This window comes from Proteus terrae subsp. cibarius (assembly GCF_011045835.1).
Lineage (GTDB): Bacteria > Pseudomonadota > Gammaproteobacteria > Enterobacterales > Enterobacteriaceae > Proteus > Proteus cibarius.
In genome coordinates this window covers 536,134-550,950 of the sequence record NZ_CP047349.1, presented here as the reverse complement: position 1 = coordinate 550,950, position 14,817 = coordinate 536,134, and the positions used below count along the sequence as shown (strand labels likewise).

Below are 14,817 nucleotides of genomic sequence, written 5' to 3'. Positions count from 1 at the left end.
ATTACCTACACAATAGGAGAGTGAATAGAAACAAGTTTTGTACCATCAGGGAATGTACATTCCACTTGGATGTCTTTGATCATTTCTGGTACGCCTTCCATGACTTGTTCCGCCGTCAAAATAGTGCGCCCTTCACTCATCAATTGGGCAACTGTTTTACCTTCTCTCGCCCCTTCCATAATGGCGCAACTGATAAGTGCAACCGCTTCAGGATAATTAAGCTTGAGCCCTTTCGCTAAACGTCTTTCAGCAACAAGACCCGCTGTAAAAAGCAGTAATTTATCTTTTTCTCTTGGTGTTAATTCCATTTCTGCTCCTAAAATTAACGATTATGTCGCCCATATACGAGGCGGCTCAGGGCAATACCCTAACCAGTGTTGTCTGACGGTTTGCCAAACTTGAGCAAAACACGCCATCATCGGCTCTGTTTGCGAGCCTAATAACCGTAAAACTAAAATACCGTCTACATCCGTTAAACCATATTCGATAACATGATCGTAAGAAGCGGAGAAAGCCTCGATACTTTGTTGAATAAGGTTTTTTAATTCGTCCGTTGCGAGATAGATATAAAGTGATCCCAGCATCGGAAACTCACGCATGGCGGCTGATCTTTTTTGTAAACCATCGACAAAAAGTGACTCAGTTAATGTCAGTTTTTCATCGATATAGAAATTTAAACGCCCTTTTACATTGCCATCTTCAAACCACTCATTTAAAACGGGGCGACCAAAACATTGAATTTCCCAGCCAATAAATCTGGCAGTAGATGCAATATGAATATGTGTTTCTAGGCGAACTTGGGCTTCAGGAAAAAAGATATTTTCTTGAGGTAACCACTCTAAAAAACCATTAGCTGCCACTTTTAAGGTTTGAACTTGCCGAGCAACACCGCCAGCACTACGGTAAAACTTAGTGGCTCCGGGTGTTGTGAGCAATGCATGAGCTTGGGGTTGCACATCAATATTAATCAATAGTTTATCACCACCGACCACACCGCCAGGAGGATGAAGCAAATAAGTGTGTGCAATACCTTGCTCAGGATAAAAAGGACGCTGAACCATTAATGGGCCGATATGGCGCTTTTCTGTAAGACGTGTTATTTCGCGTTTTACTTCATAACGTAAAACGATTTCAGCAAGCCAACCCTTCCCTGAAAAGTCAGACATACTCACTCCTGCCAATTCGGCAAAATTATCAATAAATCAGGAAAATACGTGAATACATACAGCGCTATCCATAAGATTGAGTCATTCAAAATCAAATAGAAAATAAGCTAATGAATGTTGGATAGGGTGTGGATAAAAGACAAACAGCGATATCCTAAGAACAGGATAATCTCCTTCGTCTGTGACGCGCGATTCTACACCTTATTACGAAAAATGCGTTTTGAATAAATAGCAATTTATTTAGAAAAAATGACACTGTTTAAAATAAATGTAAAAAATGAGCAGATATCTATATTGTCATATTTTATCAACAAGATTATATTCTGCTTCACTCTCATTCTGCTTTGCATGACAACACTAATTTAAATTAGAATAATCTCTCTATTTATTATTCTAGACGTGGCTTATCAGTTTATACAACAAATGAGCTAATTTTGAGTATTGTTCATTTAAGCAAGATTAATGCTTAACTTGCCTACGGTATATCGGAGATCATGGAATACAAACACATCCTGTCCTCTAACCAAATGTCTTTAAAAACGTTTTACATCGAAAACCCGATGATAGCGATGGTTAGTGGCGCAAAAGGTACGATTTGCATCAATGGACAAACTATTGATGTATCCAGCCATTTAACGCTTATTATTCCTAAATACAGTCAAGTCTCTTGCGATATAGTCAGCCAATTTACGCATAAATCGATTGAACTACACACGCTTGTGTTATGTGAAACAGAACTTCAATCTGTTTTCTCTTTATTAAAACCTTTAATTAAATCTAGTTCACCACTAACAAGTCACTTACCTGCTTACCATTTATCAACGCCTGAAGTGATAAAAAGTAATTTTGGAATTTTAAAGCAGTGCTTACCACTTCCACATGGCTCTCCATCTCAAGAAACCATGTTTATGCAGCAATGCTTGTTTTTTATTTTGATGGCGGTGTATCAAGAAGGTATCGATATTTTAAATATCTTCAGATTTAACTATGATGAACCAAAAAATCAGGCAATTACGCATTTAATTACGCAAGATCCGCAAAAAAAATGGCATTTAGAAGATGTGGCTAAAACACTTTTTACAACGCCATCAACGTTACGTCGGCATTTAAGTAAAGAAGGTGTCTCGTTCTGCCAGCTATTACTGGATGTCAGAATGGGAATTGCTTTAAATTACCTGACATTTTCTAATTACTCTGTTTTTCAAATAAGTCATCGCTGTGGTTTTGGCAGTAATGCCTATTTTTGCGATGCTTTTAAACGTAAATACGGCATGACGCCTTCACAATTTCGTATTCAGTCTCGGCAATCTAACGATCCCTCTACGATAACAAAGCTATCAGAGAAGATTGCTGAGCCTAATAGAAAGATATTTCAAACCTTATAGAGTTATGACAAATTATTTTTCTTTAAGAAGCTAATTCCCCCCATTAGCCGCATTTGATTTAAGATCCACTGTTGCCGCTTTAGAGTATAAGCAGAAGGTTTATTTACATGGTAAATATGCGGATTAGGTAATACTGCGGCTAGTAATGCGGCCTCATGACTTGTGAGTTGTTTCGCTGGCTTTCTAAAATAGTGTTGGGAAGCCTGCTCTACACCGAAGATCCCATCACCAAACTCAACAATATTCAGGTATACGGTTAAAATACGTTTTTTTGACCAAATAAGCTCGACAACAGGCGTCATACCTGCCTCAAGCCCTTTTCTTATCCAACTACGACCATCCCATAAAAAAAGATTTTTGACAGTTTGTTGAGAAATCGTTGATGCACCACGTAATGTTTTCCCGTTGTTATTATTTTTTTTGAAAACTTTCTCAATAGCATCAAAATCAAAGCCCCAATGTTTGGGAAAATTTTGATCCTCAGAAGCAATCACGGCTAAATACATCACTGATGCTATCTCTTTTTCATCTACCCAAGTGGAATGTGATACATAAGAGAAATCAAACTCACTCCAAGCAGAAATTTGTCTTTGAACCATAACAGCAGAAAAAGGCACAGGTAAAAAAGAAAACAGCACAACTGTTAACAGCCATAAAGCAATTAAAATAATTAATAGTTTCTTTAACTTTCTCACCAGTACCATCTGCTGTTTTTACCTATCGTTTATGCCATTTCAAGGACTTTCTTAACCAGTTTCTCAATACCTACCTGTGCTTGTGCAATAGATTGTGCAAGCATATACGCAGGAGTTGTGACAACACGATATTTTTCATCAACAACAATATCATCAACAGTGCAATCTATATGAATGCCACCCATTTTTTCGATTGCATGTGCTGTTTCTGCGTCATTTCCAATTGTTAATTTTACTGGAGAATTTAACATTTTTGGTAACATTACAGGTGCAATACACATTAACCCTAATGGTTTATTTTGCTGATGCATCGCTTGTACAAATCTTAAGAGATCTTTGTTAATTTCACAGTCACTTCCTTTTGTTGCGAAATTACACAAATTCTTCGCCGCACCAAAACCACCAGGAATAATGACAGCATCAAAGTTTTCAGCCTTTGCCTCTGATAAAGGGGAGATTTTTCCACGAGAAATACGAGAAGATTCTTCCATCATATTCCTTTTTTCTGATTTTTCTTCACCTGTAATATGATTAATTACAGTTGGTTGTAAATCATTAGGTGAAAAATAATGAACTTCAGCATTATTTTGGCTTAAAGCAAGCATTGTGAGCACTGATTCATGGATTTCACTCCCATCGAACACACCACAACCACTTAAAATTACCGCAATTGATTTCATATCTTTCTCCGTTTGTAGTAGATTACTAGTTACCCATTTATAGGTGTAAACACCAATCGGCATCACATATTTAAATGTTTCTTGTAACAAAAAAACTTATCTTTGCTATTTTGTTGCTTGTATGATGTATGGAATAGTTTCATCCTATTCGCCTATGTAATGAGAATCCAAAAAAGCGGATAGAAAAGTTTCCCTGGTGTTGGCGCAGTATTCGCGCACCCCAACCTTCGGTTGGGGTTATTTTTTTCTAGCGTCTGATAACCAGTTTCTTAAACTTTCCACATCCTTTCTCCAATCTCTTTCTAGCTCATCTACCCACTCTTGTACATTGTCCCACCAAGCAGGTAATTCCGATGATTGGATCTGTTTAGCGAGTTGCTGTAAATGTTTTAAACCTATAGAACCTGCTGCACCTTTAATTTTATGCCCTTCCTCAGAAATCCCCTTCTCATCACGAGCCGTTAGGTTAGATTCAAGGACAGACATATAACTTGGCATCATCTTCTCAAAAACATCTAGACCATCAGTGATTAATTGAGGCCCGACAAGTTCGATGTATTGATTCAGCATGTCTATATCTAATAATTCTTCATTTTTACTCAACAATTCCGATGACTCATTACATGGCACAGAAACCGCACCATCCCCCCAGAATTTATTGATAATCGCGGTAAGCGCATCCACAGAAAGTGGTTTACTTAGCACATCATTCATTCCCGCATCCAAATACTCTTTTTTGTCTTTCAAAACATTTGCAGTTAAAGCAATAAGAGGAGGAAGTTCATTGCTATCGAATTCTTGACGTAATTTTCTTGAAATATCGAACCCTGTCATATCCGGTAATTGAATGTCTAATAGCACTAAGTCATATTCATCAGGCTTAAACATCGATAATGCTTCTTGCCCTGTCATTGCTACATCAACAGTATTACCCAGTTTTTCTAAAACAGAGCAGGCGACGATTACGTTGAGTTCAATATCTTCTACAAGAAGAATATTTAAAGCCGGTAATAAGAACTCATCATCACTTTCGATATCGTGATGCTCTTCAATCGCAGGAGCGACGATAGAGAGGGTAAAGGTAGAACCCTCACCTAACTCACTCTCAACACGAATATCACCGCCCATATGCTGTGCTAGGCGTTTTGAGACAGCAAGTCCGATACCCGTTCCCGTTGCAGAGCGACCACCTTGACTATCATTGACTTGATAGTACATGGCAAAGATCTTCTCCAGCTCACTTTTTGGAATACCAATTCCGCTATCTTTCACTTCAAAGAACAACTTATCTGGCGCTTCTTGCCAAATGCGCACTTTGATTTCGCCTTCTTGGGTAAACTTCACGGCATTACCGATGAGGTTCCATAATATCTGGCGTAATCGAGTTCCATCAGAAGTTATTTTATGTGGTAGCGTTTCTTCTGCTTCCAGTGTGAATTTCAATCCTTTTGGCTGTACTAACAGTCCAGACAGGTTTTCTAAATCAGAAATAAATTCAGTAAAGTCAATTGGCTGATTATCTAACTGAATTTTTCTACGCTCAATTTTGTCCATTTCAATCACATCATTAAAAATATTTCCTAACGTAATCGCACTCACATGGATAGTTTTTAAGTAATTGAGTTGTTCTGGCGAAAGCTCGGTATCCAATAAGATACGGCTTAACCCAACAATACCATTTAGCGGTGTACGCAATTCATGGCTGATTGTTGAGATAAAGGTGGTTTTATCACGGCTCGCGTTCTCTAACGCGTCTTGATAGCGCTTACGCTCTGTAATGTCACGTCCAAAGCCCATTAAGCCATGACGTTTACCAATACGATCATAAAACGGCACTTTTCGCAGTTCAAAACAAGCCTTGCGCCCATCCGGATAAACTAACCATTGCTCATAAGTAAGTGACACATTATGGCGGAAGACTTTCTCATCTGTTTCCATCACTTTTATTGCAATATCTTCGTCATAAACATCAAGTGGTGTCAAACCGATAAGTTGCTTCTCGCTTTTGCCTGTCAGTAATTCCGTCGCGCGGTTACATCCTGAAAATTCATTATCTTCATTGCGGTAATAAACTAAGTCAGGAGAGGCATCAAGGAATGAGCGTAAAAGAGAGGATTGCTGTTCAAGCTCGATTTGCGTCAATTCACGACGCTTCATTTCACTTTTTAGTTTTTCGAGTAGTTCAAGGTGCGCTTTTTCAACTTTTTCACGCTCTTGAATTTCCAAGTTTAATTGCTCAATATTCTCTTTTAATTGAGAGTTAAGCTCTAAGTCGCGCTGGCGCATTACTCCCAGTTTATCTACCATACGAGATAAACGGCGTCGTGACTCTTCAAGTTGTTCAACCACAACAGAGAGAAAATAGACAGCCCAAGGCGTAATAATCAGCCCAAAGAAAATAGAGCGAACAAGGTCAATACTGGTAACATCACCTGCAAGCAAGAATGTCACCGCCATTTGAACAACCATCGCTAAAACAACTAATGCAGAAGCTAACAACAATGAGAAGCGAATTAGCCCCAGCTTCATCATTAAGTCAACGTAGTATTGGGCAAGCCCTTTGAGCAATTTCATTGAAAACTCCAATATATTGAATCTATGGAATGATAACCCAAAAATGAATTGGCGCAGTGGCGAACATTCAGAAATCTTGCTAAGAGTGGTTATTTCTCATTACTTTGTTTGATTTAATCCTCTATTTTCTCTTAACAAGAACCTCTCCGATATATGTATTCATAAAAATAATGCAAAACCTAATTACATAAACGATAGCGATATCAACAATAAATAGACCTTATTAGAAAAAACTCAATTTGTCTTTTTTTATACAAATTGTATAAAAACAATAAAAAACTAAATTTATCATAATCATTAGAATAACTAACTACTCGTTTTTATCATTAAAGGATGTGATAAAGCGAAATCGCTTAAATAAAGTGATATAAATCACACTAAAAATAGTGTACTCCCCCCTTCAAAAATTGAATATTTTATTTATTTATCAATATATTAAAATAAAAAATCTCTTATTCATCTTATTCTAGTCAAATCTCCTCATACATTGACCTCATTTTTATTTATCGATAAGTTGAAAAGACATTGCGTAGCAATATAAAAACACTCCAAGCTAAGCAAACACAACATCACCCGATGAGCACCCATAAATTTACCTACATACTTTGAGCCAAAATGTTCCTTTTGCGCTCTGTTTTGAGGTGCCCAGTAAACTAAGTAGGAAGCAAAAAAATGCTCTATCAAAAGACACAGGAAAAAGACAATTGTGGATTTGGGTTGATCGCGCATATTGAAGGGCAAGCCAGTCATAAAATTGTCAGAAATGCAATCCACGGTCTCGCCAGAATGCAACATCGAGGAGCCATTCTTTCTGATGGCAAAACGGGCGATGGTTGTGGATTACTTTTACAAAAGCCCGATCGCTTCTTTCAATTAGTTGCTGAGGAAAAAGGCTGGCATTTAGCCAAAAACTACGCTGTTGGAATGCTATTTTTAAGCCAAGATCCTAATATCGCGACACAATGTCGCCTTATTATTGAAGAAGAGCTTCAACGTGAAACACTCTCTATTGTGGGCTGGCGTAAAGTTCCTATCAACACAGATATTCTAGGTAGTATCGCCCTTTCATCTCTTCCTTTAATTGAACAAGTCTTTATTAATGCACCCGCTGGCTGGCGGATAAGTGATATTGAAAGGCGACTCTTTGTTGCTCGCAGACGTATTGAAAAACGCATTACTGATAATGATTTTTATATTTGTAGTCTTTCTAATTTGGTAACAATTTATAAAGGCCTCTGTATGGCCATCGATCTACCGCGCTTTTTTACCGATCTCGCTGATCTACGGATGGAATCTTCAATCTGTTTGTTCCATCAGCGTTTTTCAACTAACACCACTCCCAGATGGCCACTTGCACAACCTTTTCGTTATTTAGCCCATAACGGTGAAATTAATACCATTACAGGCAATCGCCAGTGGGCTAGAGCACGTGCCTATAAATTCCATACACCTCTTATTCCTGATCTACAAAGTGCTGCCCCTTTTGTGAATGAGAGTGGCTCAGACTCAAGTTCACTCGACAATATGCTAGAGCTTTTTCTCAATGGCGGTATGGATATTGTTCGTGCAATGCGGTTGTTAGTGCCACCTGCATGGCAAAATAATCCACAAATGGATGATGATTTACGAGCATTTTTTGATTTTAACTCAATGCATATGGAGCCTTGGGATGGCCCTGCGGGTATTGTGTTATCAGATGGTCGTTATGCTGCGTGTACGCTAGATAGAAACGGTTTACGCCCTGCTCGCTATGTTATTACCACAGATAACATCATCACTTGTGCTTCTGAAATTGGTATTTGGGATTACCAGCCTGATGAAGTGCGAGAAAAAGGACGCGTCGGTCCCGGCGAGCTAATGGTTATCGATACTCATCATGGACGTATTCTCCACTCTGCCGAAACCGATGAGGATTTAAAAAGACGTCATCCTTATAAACTGTGGCTAGAGCGCAATGTCAAACGCTTAACGCCGTTTGAAGAGTTACCGGAACAAGAGGCTACCGGACAACGCGCTTTTGATGACACTTTACTAGCCACTTATCAAAAACAGTTTGCATATAGCCAAGAAGAGCTTGAAAGCATTTTGCACGTGCTTGCAGAAAATGGACAAGAAGCGACAGGTTCAATGGGCGATGACACCCCATTTGCTGTACTTTCTCAACGCCCTCGTCTTATTTATGACTATTTCAGACAGAAATTTGCGCAAGTCACAAATCCTCCTATAGATCCATTAAGAGAAGCCCATGTCATGTCTTTAGCGACCTGCATTGGACGCGAAATGAATGTATTTTGCGAAGCGGAAGGTCAAGCACATAGACTGAGCTTTAAATCGCCTATCTTGCTTTATAGCGACTTTCAACAGCTTATTAATCAAGAAAGTCCTTATTACCAATCCGTTCTTCTTGATATCACTTATCAACCAACAGAATGTAACCTAGAAACTGCATTACGCCAATTATGTGCAAAAGCGCAACAGGAAGTTCATAGTGGTGCTGTGTTATTGGTTTTATCCGATAGAAACATCACCAAAGAGCGATTACCTATTCCTGCCCCTATGGCAGTTGGCGCAGTACAAAAAGCGTTGGTAGACAATAATTTACGCTGTGATGCCAATATCATTGTTGAAACTGCCAGTGCCCGTGATCCTCACCATTTCGCCGTACTACTTGGATTTGGTGCTACCGCTATTTATCCTTACCTTGCTTATGAATCTTTAGCTCAACGAGTTGATAGAAAAATCCTGCAAGCAAGCTATGCCCAAGTGATGCTTAATTACCGCAACGGCATAAATAAAGGCTTGTATAAGATCATGTCTAAAATGGGTATTTCAACTGTGGCGTCTTACCGTTGCTCTCAACTTTTTGAAGCTGTCGGATTAAATGATAGGGTTGTCGAGCTCTGTTTTGCAGGCGTTGATAATCGGATTAATGGCGCTGATTTTAGCGATTTTGAGCACGACTTATTTAATCTATCTAAGCGAGCTTGGTTAGCCCGTTATCCTTTAGAAGCGGGTGGTTTATTAAAATACGCCCATAAAGGGGAATACCACGCTTATAACCCTGATGTCGTTCAAGCACTACAAAAAGCTGTAAATAGCGGGGAATATACAGACTATCAGCATTACGCAAATCTTGTGCAACAGCGCCCAATCACAACCTTGCGCGATATGTTAGTTCTCAATAACAAGACAACGCCTATTTCGATTGAAGAAGTCGAACCTGAAACCGAGTTATTTAAACGCTTTGATACTGCCGCTATGTCAATTGGGGCATTAAGCCGAGAAGCTCATGAAGCGCTTGCGCAAGCGATGAATACATTGGGCGGTTTTTCAAATTCAGGAGAAGGTGGCGAAGATCCAGCACGTTACGGTACCGATAAAGTCTCTCGCATTAAACAAATCGCCTCTGGTCGTTTTGGCGTAACACCCTCTTATTTAATGAGTGCGGATGTTTTACAAATCAAAGTCGCACAAGGGGCAAAGCCCGGTGAAGGCGGACAACTTCCCGGCGATAAAGTGACACCTTATATTGCGCAACTGCGTTATGCCGTACCTGGTGTTACCCTAATATCACCGCCTCCTCATCACGATATCTACTCTATTGAAGATTTAGCACAACTTATTTTCGACTTAAAACAGATCAATCCAACTGCACTGATTTCTGTAAAATTAGTATCAGAGCCCGGTGTAGGCACTATTGCTACAGGTGTTGCTAAAGCTTACGCAGATTTGATCACCATTGCGGGTTATGACGGCGGTACAGGTGCAAGCCCTTTAACTTCCGTAAAATATGCCGGTAGTCCGTGGGAATTAGGCTTAGTTGAAACTCAACAAGCGCTGGTGGCAAATAATTTACGCCATAAAATTCGTTTGCAAGTTGATGGTGGATTAAAAACAGGTCTAGATATTATTAAAGCGGCAATTTTAGGCGCAGAAAGTTTTGGATTTGGTACTGGGCCAATGGTGGCATTAGGCTGTAAATATCTGCGCATCTGCCATTTAAATAATTGCGCAATGGGTGTTGCAACCCAAGATGAAACACTCCGTCGCAATCATTATCATGGATTACCTGAACGTGTTATTAACTACTTTCGTTTTATTGCGCAAGAAACTCGTGAGTTAATGGCCTTACTTGGTGTGAGAAAAATCACCGATTTAATCGGTCGAACTGATCTGCTTTCATGCCTAGAAGGTGTTAGCAGTAAACAGCAAAAACTCTCTTTAAGTGGATTGTTAGAAACAGCAACTTCACCATCAGGCAATGCGCTTTATTGCCAGGAAAATAATCATACTTATGATAAAGGCGAGTTAAATCAGCGAATTGTTGCTCAAACCTATGATGCTATCGAACAACAAAAAAGCCAAACACACTATTTTGATATCCGTAATACAGATCGCTCTGTGGGAGCAACATTATCAGGCATTATCGCCAAGAAATATGGCGAAAGTGGCTTATCTGCCACACCAATTAAACTTTATTTTACCGGAACCGCAGGTCAAAGCTTTGGTGTATGGAATGCACAAGGCGTTGAATTAACCTTAGTGGGTGATGCCAATGATTATGTTGGTAAAGGTATGGCTGGAGGCCGTATTGTCATTTCACCTCCTGTTGGCTCTGCATTTAAAAGTCATCACGCCACCATTATGGGAAATACTTGCCTTTATGGCGCAACAGGCGGAAAACTTTATGCTTCAGGATTGGCTGGGGAGCGTTTTGCTGTTAGAAACTCTGGCGCAATTGCTGTCGTTGAAGGTGTTGGTGATAACGGTTGTGAATATATGACGGGCGGTATTGTCTGTGTTCTGGGTAAAACAGGGATTAATTTTGGTGCGGGAATGACTGGTGGGTTTGCCTATCTATTAGATGAAGATCTCACATTATCACAACGGATCAACACTTCATCGATTGAGTTGCTTCCTGTTGCATCCTTTGCCATTCTTGCTGAACATCTACGTGGCATGATTGCAGAACATGTCAGACTAACTGGTTCACAACAAGGCGAAAGATTACTTTCACAATGGGAATATTGGTCACAACATTTCAAATTGGTGAAACCAAAATCCAGTGATGTTAATGCGTTGCTTGGCCATCCTCGTCGTTCATCTGCTGAATTACGCGTTCAGGCACAATAGGAGAATATTATGAGTCAGAATGTGTATCAGTTTATCGACTTAAATCGTGTTGAGCCAACCAAAAAGCCATTAGCAATTCGCAAAATTGAATTTGTTGAAATCTATGAAGCTTTTTCACCGCAACAAGCCTCTGCACAAGCCGATCGTTGTTTAGGCTGTGGTAATCCTTATTGTGAATGGAAATGTCCTGTTCATAATTACATTCCTAATTGGCTAAAGCTGGCAAACGAAGGACGTATTATTGAGGCAGCTGAGCTTTCTCATCAAACAAACAGTTTACCTGAAATCTGTGGTCGTGTTTGCCCTCAAGATAGACTGTGCGAAGGCGCTTGCACGCTGAATGATGATTTTGGTGCAGTCACAATTGGCAATATTGAACGTTACATCAATGACACCGCCTTAGCACAAGGATGGCGACCTGATCTTTCTCACGTCACAATGACCGATAAAAAGGTCGCAATTATCGGTGCAGGTCCCGCGGGTCTTGCCTGTGCAGATGTTCTTATTCGACAAGGTGTAAAACCCGTTGTTTATGATAAACACCCTGAAATTGGGGGGTTACTTACCTTTGGGATACCTTCTTTTAAACTCGAAAAATCATTGATGATCCGACGCCGTGAATTATTTAGTGAAATGGGTATCGAGTTTTGCCTCAATACGGAAATAGGCAAAGATGTCTCCTTAAATACCCTAATAACACAATATGACGCTGTATTTCTTGGTTTGGGCACTTATCACAGTTTAAGCGGTCATTTTCCTAATGAAAATGCTAATGGTGTTTATAGCGCACTACCTTATTTAATTGGGAATACACGTTATTTAATGGGTTACGATGAAGATCCTCAAACGCCTTATATCGACCTTAAAAATAAAAATGTGGTGATATTAGGAGGAGGTGATACCGCAATGGATTGTGTCCGTACTGCCATTCGACAAGGTGCAAATAAAGTTACTTGTGTTTATCGTCGTGATGAAAGCAATATGCCGGGTTCAAAACGTGAAGTAAAAAATGCCAAAGAAGAAGGTGGTGAATTTTTATTTAATCTTCAACCTATAGATATTGAAGTCAATAACCAAAATAAAGTGGTTGGTATTCGCGTTATTAAAACTCAAAGCGATAAAACATTAACTCCTATTGAAGGAAGTGAACATGTGTTATCTGCTGATGCGGTTATTCTGGCATTTGGTTTTAAACCTGCACATTACCCATGGTTAGATGAAAATAATATTGAATATGCCTCTTCAGGCAGAATTATTATTTCAGATAATCAAGAAATACCAAAACAAACAACAAACCCTAAAGTGTTTGCAGGGGGGGATATTGTACGAGGCTCAGATCTTGTTGTTACTGCAATAGCAGAAGGAAGAGAGGCGGCTGAAGGCATATTACGATATTTATCATGCTAAATATTTTTTATTTTCGTTATTTAAAATAACAATTTCTCTTGTTTATTATCCCATTTAATTTAAGTGGGATAATTTTTCAATATTATTGGCAAAATTAATAAATAGTATTTAAGGATTATCAAGATATCTGACCAATTAATCATTCTCATTACCATTTAATGTAATTTCTAGAATAATAGCCTGATAAAAAGCGATATTCTTTTTTGTATCAAAATAACACTCTTGATCTATAGTAAATATAATTTATTTTCGTATTTTTTACTTTATCTCTTTTTATTTAACCTTTCCGTCATCTTTTAATGATAATTATTTTACGGCATTTGTTAATAACATCACAGTCTAAAAAAATAGATTTTATTTCGGCTATTAAATTTGATAACAATCAAATATTGTCAATCTACCAACTTCATAATGGAGTCACCTAATAACTTTACAGAAAAATATAATTTATTGATGTTAGGTTCGTTTTCATAAAATTGTCATAATTAACTAGGGGATCACTATGGTGATGCAACTTATCGCAGTAGCAGTTATTATCGTAACTGTCTATTTGCTAATAAAAAAATATGAAACCCGAATGGTGCTAATTGGTGCCGGCTTATTACTCTGTATTTTAAGTCTGAGCCCATTAGATGCGCTTACCGCATTTAGCGAGCGCATGGTGTCTTCATCATTAATTCAAGCAATCTGTTCGAGTATGGGTTTTGCTTATGTTATGAAATATACCAAATGCGATATGCATCTGGTCCATGTTTTATCAAAAGTAATGACTCGTCTGGGCTTCTTCCTTATTCCAGCCACTGTTGTCGTAACATACTTTATTAATATCGCAATCCCATCAGCGGCAGGTTGTGCAGCTGCGGTAGGTGCAACACTCATTCCATTATTAATCGCAGCACGTATTCACCCAGCTATCGCAGGTGGTGCAGTATTATGTGGTACTATCGGTTCAATGTTAAGCCCAGGTATGTCGCATAATGCCTTCGTTGCTAACATGGCAAATATGGAAGTGGTGGATTTAATCGCTCGCCATAGCCCATACAGCTTAATGGCTGGTGGTATTGCTGCAGTTTCACTTGCTGTTGTCGCTTTAGTGAAAAAAGAGTTCAAAATGGCTTCTGTTACTGGTGATGCATCTTCTTCATCAGCACAAGCAACGCCAGAAGCTGTTCGTCCTAACTACTTATATGCAACAGCACCTTTTATTCCTTTACTTCTGTTAGTTCTGCCATTCTTTGAAACATTTAGCACTTTCAAATTGTCAGTACCTGCAGCAATGTTAATTGGTGCAATCTATGCCCTGCTCATCACATTAACTAACCCAGCTCAAATCACAAAAGAGTTCTTTAAAGGTATGGGTAATGCTTATGGTGATGTATTAGGTATCATCATTGCAGCAGCTGTATTCGCAGCAGGTCTGAAAGCATCTGGTTTAATCGACGCGTTCATCAACTTCTTAACTCATTCTCCTGAATTTGCTCGCTGGGGTGGTACTTTAGGGCCATTCTTAATGGGTATTATCACAGGTTCTGGTGACGCAGCAGCATTCGCATTCAACGAAACAGTCACACCACATGCTGCACAATTCGGTTATGAAATTCCTGATATGGGTATGGCAGCGGCATTATCTGGCGCATTAGGTCGTACTATGTCACCACTGGCAGGTGCAGCGATTGTTTGTGCTGGCCTTGCAAATATTAACCCTATGGAAATCGCAAAACGTACTGCACCAGGTATGATTATCGGCGTCATCGCGGTTGCGTTATTCATGCTATAA

Annotated in this window: 9 protein-coding genes; 4 read left to right on the top strand and 5 right to left on the bottom strand. The window is 39.1% G+C overall.

From position 1 onward, the window contains the following. Window positions 1-5 precede the first annotated feature (5 nt). Window positions 6-308, bottom strand: a complete 303-nt coding sequence (gene ureA / locus GTH25_RS02650; protein WP_075671403.1) for an urease subunit gamma — start codon at window positions 306-308, stop codon at window positions 6-8. Window positions 309-329: 21 nt separating this feature from the next. Then, the gene (locus tag GTH25_RS02645; RefSeq protein WP_164530311.1) at window positions 330-1,166 is read right to left on the bottom strand and encodes an urease accessory protein UreD; all 837 of its coding nucleotides are present in this window, start codon (window positions 1,164-1,166) and stop codon (window positions 330-332) included. Window positions 1,167-1,660: 494 nt separating this feature from the next. On the opposite strand from GTH25_RS02645, the gene GTH25_RS02640 reads away from it, so the two are divergent. After that, window positions 1,661-2,551 carry an AraC family transcriptional regulator gene (locus GTH25_RS02640; RefSeq protein WP_075671407.1) on the top strand — a complete coding sequence of 297 codons (891 nt, stop codon included), beginning with the start codon at window positions 1,661-1,663 and terminating at the stop codon, window positions 2,549-2,551. Between the two features lie 2 nt (window positions 2,552-2,553). Here the strand turns inward: GTH25_RS02640 and mtgA are convergent, their stop codons facing one another. The 3 genes from mtgA to arcB all read right to left on the bottom strand — a co-directional run bounded on the left by mtgA (window position 2,554) and on the right by arcB (window position 6,500). After that, on the bottom strand, window positions 2,554-3,255 hold the full coding sequence (mtgA, locus tag GTH25_RS02635) for a monofunctional biosynthetic peptidoglycan transglycosylase (RefSeq protein ID WP_099660004.1): 702 nt from the start codon (window positions 3,253-3,255) through the stop codon (window positions 2,554-2,556). A gap of 20 nt (window positions 3,256-3,275) precedes the next feature. Then, on the bottom strand, window positions 3,276-3,926 hold the full coding sequence (elbB, locus tag GTH25_RS02630) for an isoprenoid biosynthesis glyoxalase ElbB (protein WP_075671411.1): 651 nt from the start codon (window positions 3,924-3,926) through the stop codon (window positions 3,276-3,278). Window positions 3,927-4,163: 237 nt separating this feature from the next. Then, window positions 4,164-6,500, bottom strand: coding sequence for an aerobic respiration two-component sensor histidine kinase ArcB (gene arcB, locus GTH25_RS02625; protein WP_075671413.1), 2,337 nt, complete (start codon window positions 6,498-6,500; stop codon window positions 4,164-4,166). Window positions 6,501-7,172: 672 nt separating this feature from the next. On the opposite strand from arcB, the gene gltB reads away from it, so the two are divergent. The 3 genes from gltB (at window position 7,173) to dcuC (ending at window position 14,817) form a co-directional block, all read left to right on the top strand. Next, complete coding sequence (gltB, locus tag GTH25_RS02620) at window positions 7,173-11,633, top strand: glutamate synthase large subunit (RefSeq protein WP_164530310.1); 4,461 nt, start codon at window positions 7,173-7,175, stop codon at window positions 11,631-11,633. 9 nt (window positions 11,634-11,642) lie between these two features. Beyond that, on the top strand, window positions 11,643-13,040 hold the full coding sequence (locus GTH25_RS02615) for an FAD-dependent oxidoreductase (RefSeq protein ID WP_075671417.1): 1,398 nt from the start codon (window positions 11,643-11,645) through the stop codon (window positions 13,038-13,040). Between the two features lie 502 nt (window positions 13,041-13,542). Next, a complete protein-coding gene (gene dcuC / locus GTH25_RS02610; RefSeq protein ID WP_164530309.1) occupies window positions 13,543-14,817 on the top strand; it encodes a C4-dicarboxylate transporter DcuC in 1,275 nt (424 codons plus the stop codon).